The organism is Mycobacterium nebraskense, assembly GCF_002102255.1.
GTDB lineage: Bacteria > Actinomycetota > Actinomycetes > Mycobacteriales > Mycobacteriaceae > Mycobacterium > Mycobacterium nebraskense.
The window spans coordinates 1-16,660 of sequence record NZ_LQPH01000086.1; the positions used below are offsets into that span (position 1 = coordinate 1).

Annotated in this window: 16 protein-coding genes and 1 pseudogene; 6 read left to right on the forward strand and 11 right to left on the reverse strand. The window is 65.3% G+C overall.

Annotated elements, in window-relative coordinates; all coding sequences use genetic code 11:
• Window positions 1–349 precede the first annotated feature (349 nt).
• From AWC17_RS34155 to AWC17_RS09410, 3 genes and pseudogenes are all read right to left on the reverse strand, one after another.
• Window positions 350–487: pseudogene (locus AWC17_RS34155) on the reverse strand (CoA transferase); the annotation flags it as partial.
• A 37-nt stretch (window positions 488–524) separates the two neighbouring features.
• Window positions 525–1,307, reverse strand: a complete 783-nt coding sequence (locus AWC17_RS09405) for a FadR/GntR family transcriptional regulator (RefSeq protein ID WP_085164541.1) — start codon at window positions 1,305–1,307, stop codon at window positions 525–527.
• Window positions 1,308–1,382: 75 nt separating this feature from the next.
• Window positions 1,383–2,378, reverse strand: coding sequence for an LLM class flavin-dependent oxidoreductase (locus AWC17_RS09410; protein ID WP_085164543.1), 996 nt, complete (start codon window positions 2,376–2,378; stop codon window positions 1,383–1,385).
• 179 nt (window positions 2,379–2,557) lie between these two features.
• Between AWC17_RS09410 and AWC17_RS09415 the strand changes: the two genes are divergently transcribed.
• On the forward strand, window positions 2,558–3,571 hold the full coding sequence (locus AWC17_RS09415; RefSeq protein WP_085164545.1) for a Rieske 2Fe-2S domain-containing protein: 1,014 nt from the start codon (window positions 2,558–2,560) through the stop codon (window positions 3,569–3,571).
• Complete coding sequence (locus AWC17_RS09420; RefSeq protein ID WP_062908828.1) at window positions 3,561–4,172, forward strand: TetR/AcrR family transcriptional regulator; 612 nt, start codon at window positions 3,561–3,563, stop codon at window positions 4,170–4,172. The genes AWC17_RS09415 and AWC17_RS09420 overlap by 11 nt, the downstream gene beginning before the upstream one ends.
• On the opposite strand, the gene AWC17_RS09425 is transcribed toward AWC17_RS09420, so the two are convergent.
• Window positions 4,156–4,773 (reverse strand): cysteine hydrolase family protein, encoded by a 618-nt coding sequence (locus AWC17_RS09425; protein ID WP_033722632.1) that lies wholly within the window; start codon window positions 4,771–4,773, stop codon window positions 4,156–4,158. The two genes, AWC17_RS09420 and AWC17_RS09425, sit on opposite strands and share 17 nt — an antisense overlap.
• A 109-nt stretch (window positions 4,774–4,882) precedes the next feature.
• Between AWC17_RS09425 and fadD4 the strand changes: the two genes are divergently transcribed.
• Window positions 4,883–6,409, forward strand: a complete 1,527-nt coding sequence (gene fadD4 / locus AWC17_RS09430) for a fatty-acid--CoA ligase FadD4 (protein ID WP_085164546.1) — start codon at window positions 4,883–4,885, stop codon at window positions 6,407–6,409.
• Between the two features lie 4 nt (window positions 6,410–6,413).
• Here the strand turns inward: fadD4 and AWC17_RS09435 are convergent, their stop codons facing one another.
• From AWC17_RS09435 to AWC17_RS09445, 3 genes are read right to left on the reverse strand one after another with little or no spacing between them, the layout of a single operon-like run.
• Entirely contained in the window at window positions 6,414–7,526 is a 1,113-nt protein-coding gene (locus AWC17_RS09435; RefSeq protein WP_231614141.1) for a cytochrome P450, read from the reverse strand.
• Window positions 7,527–7,586: 60 nt separating this feature from the next.
• A complete protein-coding gene (locus AWC17_RS09440; RefSeq protein ID WP_085164550.1) occupies window positions 7,587–8,384 on the reverse strand; it encodes an SDR family oxidoreductase in 798 nt (265 codons plus the stop codon).
• 12 nt (window positions 8,385–8,396) lie between these two features.
• Window positions 8,397–9,227 carry a mycofactocin-coupled SDR family oxidoreductase gene (locus AWC17_RS09445; RefSeq protein WP_085164551.1) on the reverse strand — a complete coding sequence of 277 codons (831 nt, stop codon included), beginning with the start codon at window positions 9,225–9,227 and terminating at the stop codon, window positions 8,397–8,399.
• A 170-nt stretch (window positions 9,228–9,397) separates the two neighbouring features.
• On the opposite strand from AWC17_RS09445, the gene AWC17_RS09450 reads away from it, so the two are divergent.
• A complete protein-coding gene (locus tag AWC17_RS09450; protein ID WP_085164553.1) occupies window positions 9,398–10,225 on the forward strand; it encodes an enoyl-CoA hydratase/isomerase family protein in 828 nt (275 codons plus the stop codon).
• Window positions 10,226–10,271: 46 nt separating this feature from the next.
• Here AWC17_RS09450 and AWC17_RS09455 read toward each other — a convergent pair whose 3' ends face one another.
• From AWC17_RS09455 to AWC17_RS09470, 4 genes are read right to left on the reverse strand one after another with little or no spacing between them, the layout of a single operon-like run.
• Window positions 10,272–11,051 (reverse strand): SDR family oxidoreductase, encoded by a 780-nt coding sequence (locus AWC17_RS09455; RefSeq protein WP_085164555.1) that lies wholly within the window; start codon window positions 11,049–11,051, stop codon window positions 10,272–10,274.
• A 12-nt stretch (window positions 11,052–11,063) separates the two neighbouring features.
• On the reverse strand, window positions 11,064–12,158 hold the full coding sequence (locus tag AWC17_RS09460; RefSeq protein WP_085164557.1) for an acyl-CoA dehydrogenase family protein: 1,095 nt from the start codon (window positions 12,156–12,158) through the stop codon (window positions 11,064–11,066).
• Window positions 12,155–13,306: an acyl-CoA dehydrogenase family protein gene (locus AWC17_RS09465; protein WP_085164560.1), complete on the reverse strand. Its 1,152-nt coding sequence runs from the start codon at window positions 13,304–13,306 to the stop codon at window positions 12,155–12,157. Before AWC17_RS09465 ends, AWC17_RS09460 begins: the two co-directional genes overlap by 4 nt.
• Before the next feature lie 9 nt (window positions 13,307–13,315).
• Window positions 13,316–14,155: an SDR family oxidoreductase gene (locus AWC17_RS09470; protein ID WP_085164583.1), complete on the reverse strand. Its 840-nt coding sequence runs from the start codon at window positions 14,153–14,155 to the stop codon at window positions 13,316–13,318.
• Window positions 14,156–14,281: 126 nt separating this feature from the next.
• Here AWC17_RS09470 and AWC17_RS09475 point away from each other — a divergent pair, with 126 nt between their 5' ends.
• The gene (locus AWC17_RS09475; protein WP_085164562.1) at window positions 14,282–15,502 is read left to right on the forward strand and encodes an OB-fold domain-containing protein; all 1,221 of its coding nucleotides are present in this window, start codon (window positions 14,282–14,284) and stop codon (window positions 15,500–15,502) included.
• Complete coding sequence (locus AWC17_RS09480) at window positions 15,499–16,659, forward strand: thiolase C-terminal domain-containing protein (protein ID WP_085164564.1); 1,161 nt, start codon at window positions 15,499–15,501, stop codon at window positions 16,657–16,659. Before AWC17_RS09475 ends, AWC17_RS09480 begins: the two co-directional genes overlap by 4 nt.
• The last annotated feature ends 1 nt before the right edge of the window (window position 16,660 follow it).

The following is a 16,660-nucleotide window of genomic DNA, read 5'->3' on the forward strand; positions in this document are numbered from 1 at the left end:
ATTTGCAATGTCTCCTGTCCGGTGGTCAGCCACCACCATCCAGGCCGAACCCCTTACACAGTCAATAAGACACGCCCGCCCCACCGCGGATGCCCGAAGGCGATCTCGCGCAATCGGGCGCGCAGCCGCGCTTCGTCGCCATCGGGTCGGCGCGGCCCATACTGCTGCACCGAACAGTGTTGGCCGACCCCCCGGCAGGCACGCCGGTGCGAGACCCCGAACCGCTCAACAAGCACAACCACCGCTCGCCGCCGACGGTCGGGGCTCACAAGTTTCCCCGGCTGATCTCCTTGAGCATGCCGATATCGAGGGCCTGCTCGGTGACAAACTTCTTAAGCCTCTGATTCTCCCGCTCAAGCTCCTTGATGACAGGATGCTCGATCTTCACCACATCGGCGCCCCAGTCGGCGAGCACCGCGCCTGCCGAGGGAACAAAGGCGAACTGGGCGACCTCCAGCACGCGAACTCCGGTGAGCGGTTTACGCATCAGAGGTCCTTCAAGTGAGGGTGGGCACCGGGCCCACTCAATGCATGATGTCTCGGACCTTCGTCTTCTCGTGGCCCTTGAGTAGCTCGGCGCTGGCGTTCTCCATGTGTCGCCGCCAATGCGCCTCGGCCTCAGCGCCATCCCGGGCGGCCACCAAGTCGGCGAGTCGGGTGTAGGACCGCATCAGCTTGGTGTACTGAACCTTGGGCACGACGTTCTGAACGCTGAGAAATGCTGCGGTCATGTGCCTTTCGAAGATTTCGTGCAGCATGCCGACGATCACGGTCAGTGTCGCGTTGCCCGACAGTTCGACTAGCCGGCGGTGCAATGCGGTGGACGCCACGCCCAGCTTGCCCGTCTCCCACGCAGCCGGGATCTCCTCGATGAGTTCGCGTAACTCGCGGTGGGCCGCAGCGGTGCCATCCTCTGCGAGCAGCCGGGCCGCATACGGTTCAATCCCCATCCGTGCCGTCATCACGTCCGCGAGCGTCGTTCCCGCCATCTCGAGCAGGAAGCCCGCCGGCCGCGCAACGATCTCGGGGCCCGGCACGCGAACCCGGGCGCCGGTGCGTGAGCCGCGCCGCACCTCCACGAGACGGTCGGACTCCAGGACTCGCACCGCTTCTCGCAGTGACGGCCGGCTGACCTGAAAGTGATCCATGAGTTCGGCTTCGTAGGGGAGGAAGTCGCCGTCTTTGAGCTGTCCCTCGACGATCATCCGCCGCAACGTGTCCGCCACGATCTCGGCCGTCTTCGGCGACCGCACCGCACCGTTATTCTGTGACGTGGTCATCGGCGCGAGCGGTTCCCGCTTGGGCATCGCGACCTCCTGAACTCGACATGTAGTACTCAGTACACCATGTAAGGCGCCTATCCGGCGCATCCGTGGCTGGCGTCAATGTAGTTGCGAAAGAACGCGCGTCGCGGCCGCACCATAGCCGGAGCGTCGTCGGCGTCCGACCAGGAAGCTTGGCGGTGAGGCAAATGCCGTGTCGGGCAGTCGTTTGCGAGTCGCCAGCATTTCGCGTGCCTGTGTGTCGTCGCCACAGATCGCGATCGACCACAGCATATCGTCGGGGACGTGGTCGGCGATCGTTTCCGGATGGCCGCTGCGGAAGGCCGATCGGATCCGGGCGACCTCGTCTGTCCAGCCGTGCAGTTCGACGAGTGAGTCGTAGGTCTTCACGGTGAGGTAGAAGGCGATCTGCAGCCGCGCGTCCCTGATGGCCCGGGCCGGGTCGTCGTTGTCGATCGCGGTGATCAGCCACCCCCAACGTCGTAGCTCGGCCGCGTCACGCCCACTTGATCCGGCGCCGCGGGCCAGTTCGTGCTCGACGAGTTCGGTCCACCAGCGATCGGTGAACAGGCCGTGCCCCAGCACGCCGTCGGCGGTGCGACCTACCGTCTGCAACATGATCTTGTTGAAGGCGCCGATCAAGATGGGCACGTCCAACCGGCCGAGCACGGGTGCCCGGATGTCGGCGTCGATCGTGTAGAACCGGCCCTCGTATCGAACGCGTTCGCCGTTCTCGACGTTCAGGAACGCCCTGATTACCTCGATCAGTTCGGCCATCCTGGGTGCGGGGTGGGTGGCGTCGACACCGAACCAATCTTTGTTCATTCGCGAGGTGCCCGACCCAAGTCCCAAGAAGATTCTGCCCGGCGCGAGTGTCCAGAGATGCCGCACGGCCGCGGCATGCACGAAGGGGGACCGGGCGAATGCATATGCGATCCCCGGTCCGATGTAGGCCCGCGAAGTGCCGAGGGCCATCTCGGTCGCTGTGATGTACGCGTTGAGGTCGGCGAACTCACCGGCACAAAACGCCTGCGCGCCGGCGGTCTCCGCCTGTGTTGCCAGCGCAGGCCCCGGCCACGGCAGACCCCAGTCCATGCGTCCTCACATCCATCCATAGCACATCATTAACCTAGTAAGACAAGTGATTGTACGTCCTGATTGGTCGCCGCGGGGAAATTCGCCGGCCGGCACGCTCGTTTAGACAAAAGTGTCAAAAATGAGTAGCCTCGAAACACAGCTGTTTAGGTGTTCCGCGTGGAAAGGGCGTTCGGATAATGCAAACCCTGCCGAGCATGCTGCCCACCGGGTGGTTTCAGGTGGCCTGGAGCGCCGACATCGCCGTCGCCGAGGTCGTCCCACTGCACTACTTCGGCCGAGACATGGTCGCCTTCCGGCAGCTGGACGGGGTGGTGAAGGTGCTTGACGCGCACTGCCAACATCTTGGCGCGAGCCTGGCCTACGGCGGCTGCGTAGTCGAAGAAGGCATCCAGTGCCCTTTTCACGGCTGGGTGTGGAACGGCGCCGGACGCAATGTCCACATCCCGTACCAGGATCGGCCCAACAAGGCCCGACGAGTACGTTCCTATCCGGTCGCGGAGCTCAACGACTCGATCTTGATCTGGCATGACAGCGCAGGCCGGGAGCCGCTATGGGATGCGCCGGACGCTTTCGCGGTGCTCGGAGATCATGTCCGCTCGCGGCGGTTCCACCCCTTTGGCGCCGATTGCCGGACGCGGCATGAGCGGGTAAAGGTGCATCCCCAGGTGATCGCCGAGAACGCCGTCGATCCCCACCACTTCCAATTCGTCCATCGCACCCCGATCAGTCCCGTGGTACTGCGTGAAAGCACCGATAGCTCGACCTGGTCGGCCAAGGTCGGCTTTGGCCGGAGGTGGAGCGACGGCCTGGACCGGACCGGCGACACGATGAACACGATCGAAATCTATTGGTCAGGAATCGGGCTCAGCTACAACGGCGAACACGTCCGCGACGGAATCCGAGTCATCTCCATCTGCGCCACACCGGTGGACGACACCAGATCCGACATCTTCGCCGGCTACTGGATCAGCGAGGAAACGTCAGAAGGCCCGGGTGATTTCGAGGCGCGTCTGGCCGCAGCGAAACTCGCCCTGCCCGACGACATCCGGATCTGGGAGCACCAGAAGTACCTCGAACCTCCGGGTCTGGCGACCTCGGAGGCGGCAGGCTTTCGCGCGCTGCGTCGGTGGGCGAGCGGGTTTTATCCCGAACCGGAGGCCGCCGCCGAGCCGGTCACGCATGGTGTCTGAGGGCTCGCCCCCGCGGGTAACACGCAAGTCCGACCGCACCCGAGAGTCAATCCTGGACGCTGCGCGGACCGCGTTTGCGCGCAAGGGTTTCTCGGGCGTCACCATCAAGGACATCACTGATCTCGCGCCGGTCACCCGGGCGAACTTCTACTATTACTTCTCCGACAAGACCGAGCTTTTCATCGAGCTCGGCACCGACACCTACCGCGAAGCGCTGGCGGTTGTCGAGGGTTTCATGGAGCAGGGGAGCCCGCCCAGCCGGGAGGATGTCGAGGCCTGGGTTGCCGGCTACTTCGACTACCTCGACCGCAACGGTGCGTTCGTCATCCGCTCCACGGAGGACATGCCTCCCGATCGCAAATTCCGCGCCGCGGTCGCCCGCTCGCACCGTCGAACCGCCGCCGCGCTCGGTGAGGGCATCGCAAAGATGGCGCCGACACCGCCCGACCTTGACCCCGTGGCTACCGGGCTGGTGATTATGGCGATGCTCGAACGCTCATGGCTGATGGTTCGCCACAACGAGGTCCCGTCGACGACGCGCCAAGCGGTGCTCATGGCGGCCACCGAGATGCTGTGGCGAACGGTCAACGGTCAGACCTGACCGATGTCCATTCGTCGATGAGCTTATCGATCGTGGTCAGCCGACCCAGCACGGCAATAGTGTTGTCCAGCACCTGTTCTGCATAGTCCTTGGGGGTGCCGCCGACGGCGTCGCGCGGGACGACGAGTTCGAAACCGGCCTGCGTAACATGCCCGGCAGTGTGGGTGATCGCCAGGTTCAGCGAAACGCCGGCAAGGACGATGGTGCTCACACCGAAGCCTTTGAGCACGGGCAGTAGTTCGGAATCGAGCGTTGGGAAAAGGCCGTGGTGGCGCGGTAACACCAGATCGGTGGGTGCCAGTAGCTCGGGAAGCACTGTAGTGGAGGCGGTTCCGGGGGCCCAGTGAGCGGTTGCGGGGCCCAGGGCCCGCCAGATGCGCGCCGTCCCGGTCGGCCGGCCGCCGAGGTTGCCCTCGTAGGTCGCGTGCACAACCCGTGCGCCGAACTGGCGGGCGGAATCGAGAAGTCGGCGCACACTGGAGACGAGTTCAGAGCTGTCGGCGGCCAAAGCGGGCAAGACGGACTCGGGGCCCAGCACACCGTTCTGGCATTCCACACAGACAACGGCCGTGGTCTCGGGGTCCCATGGTGTTGGAGGCATGCCTGCACCCTAGTCCATTTTTTTGACACCTGTGACGAAAAATTCGGTAGATCCCTTACAAAATAGGGAGTTTCGCCTTCTTCACCTCGGAAGACTCTAAAGTGAAATCGTGGAGATCCGCGATCACATCTCATCCGGTAAACCTGCCCTGGTCCTCGCTCGGACTGGCACGGTGATCGACTTTGCCGAGCTGGAGAAGCGTGCCAATCGTCTGGCTCACTTCTGGTATGCCGCCGGACTTCGCGAGGGCGACACGGTTGCGGCATTGCTCGAGAACAATGAACACGTCCATGCCGTGATGTGGGCGGCGCGCCGAAGCGGTCTGTACTACGCGTTGATCAACACTCACCTGACGGCCGCCGAGGCCGCCTACATCGTCGACAACAGTTCAGCAAAGGCGCTGATCGGGTCACGCGCGACTCGCGACGTCTGCGAAGGCCTTGCCGAGCATTCCCCCGGCGGGTTACCTGAGCTGCTGCTGATCGCCGACGACGATCTGGACGGATGGTACCGCTACCCGGAATGTGTTGCCGACCAACCCGAGACGCCGATCCCCGGCGAAAGCGAAGGCGATCTGCTGCAGTACTCGTCGGGAACCACTGGCAGACCCAAGGGGATCCGCCGTGAGCTTCCGCATCTACCACCAAGCGAAGCACCCAACATCCTGATGCCGTTGATGAATGCCGTCGGAATCACCAGCGAGTCGGTGTATCTGAGCCCGGCGCCGCTGTATCACACCGCGCCGTCGTTCTGGTCGATGGTGGTGCAGTCGCTGGGCGGCACCACCGTCGTGATGGAGAAGTTCGACCCGGAACACGCGCTCGAGTGCATCCAGCGCTACGCCATCACTCATGGCCAATTCGTCCCGGCGATGTTCGTGCGGATGCTCAGACTGCCCGAAGCGGTGCGCATGTCCTACGACGTTTCCAGCCTGCAGCGGGTGGTGCATGCGGCCGCGCCATGCCCGGTGGACATCAAGAAACAGATGATCGCGTGGTGGGGGCCGATCATCGACGAGTACTACGCCGCTTCGGAGGCGGTGGGAGCCTCGTTCATCCGCGCCGAGGACTGGCTTATCCACCCCGGCTCGGTCGGCCGACCCTTGGTTGGGGTCCCACACATCCTCGACGAGAGCGGCCATGAGCTACCGCCCGGTGTGCCCGGCGAGATCTATTACGAGGGAGGGCATTCGTTCCAGTACCTCAAAGACGATGCGAAGACGGCGGCGGCCCACGACGCGCACGGCTGGGTGACCGTCGGTGACATCGGCTATCTCGACGTGGATGGCTACCTCTATCTCACTGATCGCCGTCATCACATGATCATTTCGGGTGGGGTGAACATCTACCCGCAAGAAGCCGAAGACCTGCTGATCACCCATCCCAAGGTGCTCGATGCCGCAGTCTTCGGTATTCCGGATGACGAGATGGGTCAGGCTGTCAAAGGCGTGGTGCAGACGGTCGATCCGGCTGATGCCAACGACGGCTTCGCGGCGGAGTTATTGGAGTGGCTGCGAAACCGGTTGGCGCACTATAAGTGTCCGCGGTCTCTCTCGTTCGAGGCGCAGCTGCCCCGGACCGATGCCGGTAAGTTGTACAAGCAGCAGCTCGTCGGCAAGTATTCGGCGAAGGGATAGGTGATCAGCCCAGTTTCAGAGGCACGCGCTCAAGTGAAAAGGTGCTCGCGGGGAACACAATCTGCGGTTCCTCACCGACTTTCACCGAAAACTCGGGAATGCGCCGGAGCCATTCGTCCACGATCAACTTCAGCTCGAGGCGGGCCAGGTGCGACCCCAGGCAGCGGTGTGGCCCGCCACCGAAGCCCCAGTGCCGGTGCACCTTTCCATCCATCACCACGTCATTGGTCGAGATCTCGTCGCTGTCGTCGCGATTGATGGCGGCGACACACAACCGCACCATGGTGTCGGCGGGCAGCGTGACGTCCCCGATGGTGACCTCGGTGGTGGTCACGCGGGGCAGCATCGGCGCCGGCGGCTCCAGCCGGACGATCTCCTCGACGAACACATCGATCTGGTCGGGATCTTGGTGGAGGGTGGCCCTCAGCTCCGGGTTGCGGGCGAGCTCCAGCAGTGCGGAACTCATCGCCGCGGTGACGGTGTCCAGCCCGGCCAGGACGAAAAGGAAGCTCAGGCCCATGATTTCGGCGTCGTCGAGTGGCTCCTCGCCATTGAGCAACTGCGACAGGATGTCCGGTCCGGGGTCGGCGCGCCGCGCGTTGATCGCCTCGGTGAGGTACGTGACCAATTCGAGTGCCGGCGTCAGGTCGGCATCCTCGAGTGACGGCGCTTCCGAGATCGCGATGACCGCGGTTTTCCACGCGACGAGCTTGTCGCGATCCTCCAGCGGAAGCCCGAATAAGGTCAGGAATACCTGTGAGGGGTAGGGGATCGCCACGTCGGCCACGACTTCGCACTCGCCTTGTGCGGCTACCCGTTCGATGATCTCGATCGCCTGCTGCTGCAGCGAGGGCAGCATCTCTTTCAAGGTGTGCGGACTGAAGAAGGGCTGCAGGATCTTACGGAACCGGGTGTGTTCCGGCGGATCGAACGAGATGGGCACCAACGGCAGCGGGCTGCCGAGCACGTCGAAAGCTTTCTTCGAGGAGAACAATTCGGGATCGCGCAGCGCGGCCAGCACGTCCTCGCGGTGGGTCAGATAGAAGATTCCGTCGACGGACACCACCCGCCCTGCGTCACGCAGGACCTTCCACCCCACCCCGCGGTCTGCCGCCATCGGCAGGCTGGCGAAGGAAAGTTCGGGTGCGCCATGGGTTTCCACGTATGCTCCTAAAGGTTAGAATGCCGACCGGTGCAAGCCACCGTCGACTTCGATCCAACTACCGGTGAGGTAGCCGGCAGGTTCTGAGCAAAGATAGGCGATGAGCGAGGCAATCTCGCTCGGTTTGCCCATTCGCGCTGCCGGCACCCGAGCTTCGCGCAGCATGAACTCGCGTCGCTCCTGATCGGTGCTCGCGCCGAGGTGCTGCTCCAGGTAGGCCAGTGCGTTGTCAGTCTCGATCCAGCCGGGCGCGACGGTGTTGACCGTGATGCCGTACTGGGCGTACTCGTCGGAGACCGTCTTGAGCAGGCCGATCGTCGAGGGGCGACTGGTGTTGGCCACTGCGTGGTGGATGTTGCCCGCCGGCTCCTTGGCGGTGGCGGAGCCGATGTGCACGAATCGGCCCCAGCCGGCGTCCTGCATGGCAGGCAGGACCGCGTGCAGCAGGAGGATCTGGCTCATCGTGTGCAGTTCGAAGGACTCGCGGTAGACGTTCACATCGGTGATATCGGCGAAATCGCCGGGCCGCTGGTACTTGGCCTGCCCGACAACGATCAGCGGCGCCCCGTGCCGGGCCGCAATCTCGCGGACGGCGTCGGTGAGCTGCCCGTCGTCGGCCACGTCGGCAGTGACACCGATGGCAGTGCCCCCTTCAGTGCGGATCGCCTCGACCGCGGCGTCGACATCGGTCTTAGTCCGCGCCAGTATCGCAACCCGCGCACCTTCTGCGGCAAGCAGTTTGGCGACCTCGAAGCCGATTCCCTTGCTGCCGCCGACGACCAGCGCCGATCGGCCGTCGATTCCGTAATGCATCCGGCGCGCCGACTAGCCTCGCCGCACGTCCATGCCGGCGTCCACCTTGAGCATGCTTCCGGTGAACGAACGGCCCGCGTCGCTGATCAAAAAGAGGATCGTGTTGCTGACGTCGCGTGGCTCGATCAGCGGCAAGTCCGGCAGCGCGGTCTGGACTGCATTGACCATGCGGGGGTTGTCCTCGATCACTTTGAACAGTGCCGGGTTGTCAGTGATCATCGGGGTCGCGCAATTCGTCGGCGCCACCGCATTGACGCGAATACGGTCGGGGGCAAGCATGGCTGCGTACGCGCGGACCAGGCCGACGACGGCGACCTTGGACATCAGGTAGGCGTCGCTGCCGCCGCGGCCGTCGGTGAGATCCAGTAGGGCGATCATCGAACTCGTCGCGATCAGATTGCCGCCCTCGCCACGTTCCTTCATGTGGGGGATCGCTACTTGGAAGGCGTTCCACACCCCGATGAGCATGATGTCGAGCCCTAGCCTCAGCGCCTCTGAGGCGTCGCGCTCATCGGCGTTGGTGAGCACGACCCCGGCATTGGCGAGCACCGTGTCGACGTGGCCGAACTCGGTGACACCCGCGTCGAACGCTGCCTGCAGGGCAGGCTTGTCGCGGACGTCCGCCTTACGGAAAAGCATTTCCTGCCCAGTCTTTTCGACCAGGCGCGCTGTCTCCTCAAGGTCCTCGTAGGTGCCCAGCTTGTAGGGCACGACGTCAAGGTCTTCACAGATGTCGACTCCGACGATGTTCGCACCCTGCTCGGCGCACATGACCGCGTGCGAGCGGCCCTGCCCACGGGCGGCGCCGGTGATGAAGACGACCCGGCCGTCGAGTGAACCCATTCGTTTGCCTCCAGTAGCTCGCTAGTGGCCGCGCTCTGCGGGATGGAGCGGGCGCGGCGTAGTGACGTGCGCCACGTGGACGATGCTACGCCCCGAGGTTGGAATCATACAACTATTTCGCTACTTTGGGGGTCAGGCGAACGATCAATCTGTCTCGAAGGGAATCCCACATGTCTGAAGGCCTCAATGGTGGTCCCCGTCCTCCCGATGGTGACTGGTTGGGGAGCCCCTACCTGAGGTTCGAACGCGAAGGTGCATTCGCGATCTGCACTTTGGACCGTCCGCAGGCACGCAATGCGATGACGCCCGCCATGTATTTCGGGATCCGATACGCGGTCAGCCGCGTCAACGCCGATCCCGATCTCGCCGGCCTGCTCATCACCGGAACCGGCGACGTCTTCGCGCCGGGTGGAGATTTGGGACAGGCCGCCGAGGACAATTGGATGGACTTCGCCTCCACCATGGGAATGGACGTCACGCCTTTCGACGTCTTGCGACAGTCTCCGAAACCGGTCGTGTCCGCAGTCAATGGGCTGTGCCAAGGTGGCGGCCTGCAGATCGCCATGTGCAGTGACATCGCGGTGGTCAGCGAGCGGGCCACCTTCCGCGTGCCCGAGTTGTTTCGTGGCATCGCCGACACCTACTACAGCCAGGTGTTGGCACGCTTGATCGGCCCGGTCCGCACGAAGGACCTGATGTTCACCGGCCGCACGCTTTCCGCAGAGGAGGCCGTCGACTGGGGCATGGTGGCCAGGATGGTTCCCCACGACGACCTGCTGGACGTGGCCAAGGAGCTTCTCGCGCAATGCTGCCGGACCGCACCCGGGGCGCGGGGCGTGATCAAAGCGAGCCTGGACAACTACCTCGGGTTGTACGACCGGATCGGCATGACGACCAGTCTGTTCGGTCCCGAGGCGACCGAAGGCTTTCGGGCGTTCAAGCAGAAGGACTCGCCGGACTGGGTGCACCCGGAACTCCGGGTCCAGGGCCGGTTGTAGCCCGCCGCTGCGGGCCGACGCGAGGTCGGCCCGCAGTCCGCGTCGGCTACTTCGGAGTGAAGCGCTGCGCGCCGTCTAGGCGCATCACCTCGCCGTTGACGTAGCCGTTGGACAGCAGAAACGTTGCTGCGTCGGCATACTCGGCAGGAGTGCCTAGTCGCTTGGGGAACGGGATGTTGGCGGCGAACTTTGCGATCGCCTCTTCGCCGACCGACTCCATGATCGGCGTCTTCATCGTTCCAGGTGCGATGGTGTTGACTCGGATACCCACCGAACTGAGGTCGCGAGCGGCAGCGATGGTCAACCCGATCACGCCGGCTTTCGCTGCGGCATAAGCGGTCTGGCCTATCTGGCCCTCATAGCCGGCAACCGAGGCCGTCATGACGATGGCACCGCGTTCGCCGTCCTCACGAGGTTCGGCGGCGGCTACCGCAGCCGCTACCAGCCGTGTCAGGTTGTAGGTGCCATTGAGATACAGGTTGATCGTCTTAGTGAATGCGGCCATGTCGGCGGGACTGCCGTCGCGCTGCACGATCCGTTGGGCCACCCCGAAGCCGCCGTGCGCAACGACCGCGTAGCGCAACCGACCGAGCTGGTTGGCCTGCTCGATGGCGCCCTGCACACTGTCGTCACTGGTTACATCGGTACTGACAAACAGTGCCCCGCTGCCCAGTTCGTCGGCCAGAGCCTTACCCTTGTCGGCGGCGAGATCGGCGATCACCACGCCGAGTCCGTCGGCATGGAGCCGACGGACCGTCGCCTCGCCCAGGCCACCCGCGCCGCCGCTGACAATCGCCGACGCTCCGTCGAATTTCGCTACAGTCACCAATTCTCCTTATTAACCATTGTTTTCCACTTCAGGCGGATCGCCCGTCACCAAGCTCCACGGATCCTCCGCGGCCAGCACCAGCCGGCCGAGTCGTCGTGCGTAGTTCGCGGTCGTGCCGTAATCCGCGGTCCAGCTCTGAGCGCGCAGGGTGAACAGCCACAGCGGGTGCTCACTGGTGACGCCGATCGCGCCGTGCAACTGATGGGCGACGCTGGTGACCGGGCCGACGGCGCGGCCGACTGCGACCTTCGCGACGGTGACGGCATAGTCGGTGTGGGGGGAGTTGAAGCCGTGCTCGGCCGCGGCTGCGACGGCTAATTCCGCAGCGGCACGGGCGGTTTCGATCTCTCCGGCCATGCCGGCCAGTGATTGCTGCACGGATTGGAAGGCGCTGAGCGGACGACCGAACTGGACGCGCTGCCGGGTGTGCTGCACCGACAGCGCTGCGGCGGCGTCCAGCACCCCGATGGTCTGCACACAGCGTGACCATGCGCCGCGCCGAGTCAGCTCGGCGCCGAGTGCCGGGTCGACGTCATGCAACTGGTCGGCCGGCACGTCGAACACGAGCGAATCGCGGGGCTCGCCTGCCAGGTTGTGGCCTTCCTGTAGATCACCAGAGGCCACGTCGATGACGCCGACCCGCAGGCCGGCGGGCGTGGTGACGGCCAGCAGGGCGGCGGCGCACGCTCGAGCCCATGGCACGCCGGTCGCGGTGCCGGTGACCCTGGCGCCGTCGGTTTCGGCATCGGCGACGGCAACGGTCAGCGGACAGTTGGGGAGCTCGATCCCGGCCTGCTGGCCCAGCCATCCGGCAAGCACGTCGGTTTCGGCCAACGGCACCGCGCCGGCGTGGCGGGCCACGCCGTAAAGCGCAATGGCCAACTCGTGCGGGCCGGCTCCCATGTCGGGCGTGCTCGTCAGCCTGGCCAGCCCGGTGTCCTCGAGGTTGCCCCACAGATCGGCGTCGAATTGGTCGGGGATGCCGCGGTGGCCCAGCCCGGCGTCGTAGGAGCGCTGCCCGAGGTCGTCGACGAGCTGACGCAGCTGCGTGTCGTCATTTTGAGAGCCGGTCACGGCGAATACCCCGCCAGCCAGCGCGCTCATCGCAGCCCCATTCCGCGGGCGATCACGCCGCGCAGCACCTCATTGGTACCGCCGCGCAGGGTGAACATGGGCTTGTGCAGCCACGCGGTGCTCAGCATCGTCTCCAGCTCGGAATTCGGCGGTACCGCCTCGAGCAGATCGGCGATCAATCCCACGGATTCGGCTTCGAAGCGGGTGCCGAGGTCCTTCACCAGCGCCGCCTGATTCGCCGCATCGCCGCCGTCGGTGAGCGTGCGGGCCACCGACAACGACAGCTGCCGCAGCGAGATCAACCGTGCCATCAGGTCGCCGATGTCGGCGGCGGTGCGGCCATCGGGCACCGGTCCACGACCGAGTGCGCGGATGGCGGCGAACAGTAGGGGGCCGGTGGACAGGATCCGCTCGGGCCCGCTGCGTTCGAACGACAACTCGGAGGTGACCTGGTGCCAGCCGTTGCCGACCTCGCCGAGCACATCGGCATCGGATACGAAGACCTGATCGAACAGCACCTCGTTGAAGTGATGTGCGCCCGACATCAAGATGATGGGCTCGATGCGGACGCCCTCGGCATCGCACGGCACCAGGAATTGGCTGAAGCCGGCGTGGCGGTGTTCTGAATCCGGCGGGCTGGTGCGGGCTAGCACGACGACCTGGTGCGCATGGTGGGCCCCGCTGGTCCACACCTTGCTGCCGGAGAGTAACCAGCCGCCGTCGGCGCGGACAGCCTTGGTTTGCACAGCAGCAAGGTCGGACCCGGCGCCGTGCTCGCTCATGCCGATTGACGAAAAAAGCTGTCCTGCAACAATTTTGGGCAACAAATGTTCGCGCTGCTCCTCATTGCCGTAGGTCAGCAGGGCCGGTGCGACCTGACGGTCGGCCGTCCAGTGCGCGGCCACGGGCGCACCCGCCGCGATCAGCTCCTCGGTCACCACGTAGCGGTGCAGGTGCCCCAGCCCGTGGCCGCCGTAACGCTGCGGGATGGTCAGGCCGGTGAATCCGGCGGCGCCAAGCCGCGCTGAGAACTCCTCGTCCCACCCGGCCAGCCATGAATCGACGCCGGGCTGCCAGCCGAATTCAGCGCGGTCGGACTCCAAGAAGTCGCGCACGGCGTGCCGCAGCTTGACCAACTCGGGCTCACGGGCGCTCAACGCGTCGAACGAATTCACCACTGCCGCTTCCTAAACCGTAGGCACCGGGGCCGACGGGAGGTAAAAGTTGGGGGTCAGGTCATCCTCGTTGGCGGCCAGTAGGTACTCCGACAGGTCGGCGCGGCCCTCCTCGCGAAGGATCTCCTCGTCGGTGTAGAAGTGGCCGTTGCACGCCGCGGCGGGACGGGTGACCAGCGCGTGCACCGCCTCGGCCATGATCTGTGGGCTACGGGCCTGCGCACGCACCGTTTCCTCGCCCATTGCGACCATCATTCCCGTACTGGCGATCGTGGTGGCCGGCCACAGTGAATTCACCGCGATCGGCACCGAGGCGAACTCCTCGGCCCATCCCAAGGTAAGCAGGCTCTCGGCGTACTTGCCCACGGTGTGCGCGACATGGGCACCAACCCACCGGGGGTCCATGTTCAGCGGGGGAGAGACATTGACCACGTGCGCGTTGCCCGACCGGCGCAAGTACGGAAGTGCGGCCTGCACAACCGCGAACGGCCCTTCGACATTGACCTCCAGCAGCCGGCGCAGACTTTTGGGCGGTAGCTGCGCGGTCGGTCGTAGATCCAGGGCTCCGGCGTTGTTGACGACGACGTCGATGCCACCGAACGCGTCGGCTACCGCCTCGACTGCCGCTGCGACCGCTGCCGCATCGCGCACATCGCAGGTCAGCGGCAGCGCCCGCCCGCCGGCACGTTGCACGGCGTCCGCGGTCTCGGCAAGGGTGCCCGCGATCTTGGGATTCGGCGTCTGAGTCTTAGCCAACAGGGCCACAGCAGCGCCATCGGCGGCGGCTCGCACGGCGACGGCGGCTCCGATGCCGCGGCTCGCGCCGGTGACCACGACCACGCGGTGCTTCAAGGTGCGAGAATCGGGACTACCCACGGTTTGTTGGCCTTCCGCCGTCGCTGCGGTGATTCGAGGAATGCTATAACTATATAGCTCATTAGTGGGAGGGATGAACCCGCCTGACCGAAGCGAGGCCCCATGACTCAGGTTCTGTCGATCGGCACCTATCTGCCGCCATGGACGGTGCGCGACCGGCGGGTCAAGGGGCCCGACGAGGACGCGCTGACGATGGCCGTCGCCGCCGGCCGCGCCGCCGATCCCGACGCCACGGCGCAACGCGTGGTGCTGGTGTCACGTGACTTTCCGCTGCTGGAGGGCGGCAACGGTGCGGTGCTGTTGGCCGCGTTGTCGCTGCCGGCCGACACAGCTGTGACTGAGGTGCTCGGCGGTGCACCCGCGGTGCTGGACCAAATCGGCAACGCCGGCGAAAGGACCCTCGTGATCGCCGCCGACGACAACGATCTCGCGGCGGGGGCGGGCGCGGTGCTCACGGGCGACGGCGGCGCCAGCGTGACCCCGCTGGCACGCCAGACCCGCAGTCTGCCGCTGACGGCCCGTGGTGCCGACGGTGCCCGCCACTCCTACGTCGACCCCCGGCTGCAACGTGAGGTCGGGGTGCGTTCCACACTCGCCCGATTGGGCCTGGCCCCAAATTCGGCGGTGGCAGCGGTCGCAGGCGTGCCGGTCGCGCAGGTCGGGGGTGACTTCGACACATCGCACGCCGTCGGCATCCCCACCGTCTCCGCCACGGCGATCATTCTGCTGTTGGCCGATGCGATCGAGGCTGGCGCACAAGGCTTGTTGATCGCCGTCGAGCAATCCAGTGTCAGCGCGGCCGATCTCGCGCAGGGGGGTACCACGCCCCGGATCGCCCGCGACGAGTTTCCGGCGCGGGAGCTACCCAAGACGCGCGTTGCCGACGGCGTCGGCATTCCGATTTCGATGCCCGCGTATGCGCGCGCTTTCGAGCCGAAGATCCGTTGGGAGGCGGCGGTTTTCGAAGAGAGCCCCGGCATCGATACCGCGCCGCAGTTTCCACCGCGGCTGCGAGTCGACAATGCCGGACGGTTGGCCACCGAGTACCGGCTCGAGTCGCTGCCGCGAACCGGCACCGTCTACACCCACACCACGGTGCGGATTCCGGTGCCCGACTTGCCCAGCCCGTACTCCCTGGCCGTCGTTCAACTCGACGACAGCCCGGTGCGGGTGCTGCTGAAAGTCACCGGTGTGCCCGCGGGCGAGGCGACGATCGGACAGCCGGGGTCGGTGGTGCTGCGCAGGATCGCCACTCGCACCGGCATTCCCGATTACGGCTACGCCTTCTGGCCCGGACGGACGCTGGAAGGAGCGGTTGCATGAGAAAAGTCGCCATCGTCGGCGCGGGGATGACGCCCTTCGCCGAACACTTCGAACTGGGTATCAAGGACCTGGTGCCAATGGCTTACGCCGAAGCGGTCGCCAACGTTGACAAGGGCATTCAGAAGTCTGAGCTCGAAGCCGCGTGGTTCGGGGAGTTAGCGACCACCGACGGGTTCCCATCCGGCATTTTGGCCGACACCCTCGATCTGACCGAGATCCCGGTAACCCGCGTCGAAAATGCCTGCGCCACCGGCAATGACGCGATCCGGAACGGCACGCTGGCCATTGCCTCCGGCCTCTACGATGTGGTGCTCGTCGTCGGGGCCGACAAGGTCCGCGAGACCTCCTCGAACACCACGTTCTGGGACTGGGCGGCGATGACCCGCGACAACGCGTGGGACTACCCGCTGGGGCTGGTTGCGCCCGCCAACTTCGCGCTGCACGTGATGCGATATCTGCACGAGTCTCCGGCGACGAAGGAGCACATGGCGATGGTGGCGGTGAAGAACCATTTCCACGCGGTGAACAACCCGAAAGCTCAACTGCGCTATGAGATCACCGTCGAGCAGGCGCTGGCCGCGCCGATCGTGGTCGAACCCTTCGGGCTCTACGACTGCACCCCCCAGAGCGACGGCGCGGCCGCGGTGATCTTGGCTGCCGAGGACGTCGTCGACCGCTACACCGACCGTCCCGTCTGGGTTCGCGGCGTGGGGCTGGGTATGGACCGGGTGATGCACCAGCACAAGACGGACATGACGACGTTTCCGCCGACGGTGCGTGCCGCCAAGGCCGCGATGGCGATGGCCGGGGTGACGCCGCGCGACATCGACGTCGCCGAGGTGCATGACTGCTTCACCGGCGTCGAGCTGATCAGCTACGAAGATCTGGGGTTCGCACACCGTTTCGAGGCCTACAAATTGGTGGAAGGCTGCGAACACTATGTGGGCGGGTCGATTCCGATCAACCCGAGCGGCGGGTTGAAGGCGAAAGGGCACCCGCCGGGAGCTACCGGCGTGGCGCAGTGCTACGAACTGTTCAACCAGCTTCGCGGTGAAGCCGAGAATCAAGTCGACGGTGCGCGAATCGCGTTGGCCCACAACATCGGCGGGCCGACCGCGGTCTCCGCGGTCACTGTCCTTTCCAACGAGAAGAACTGAC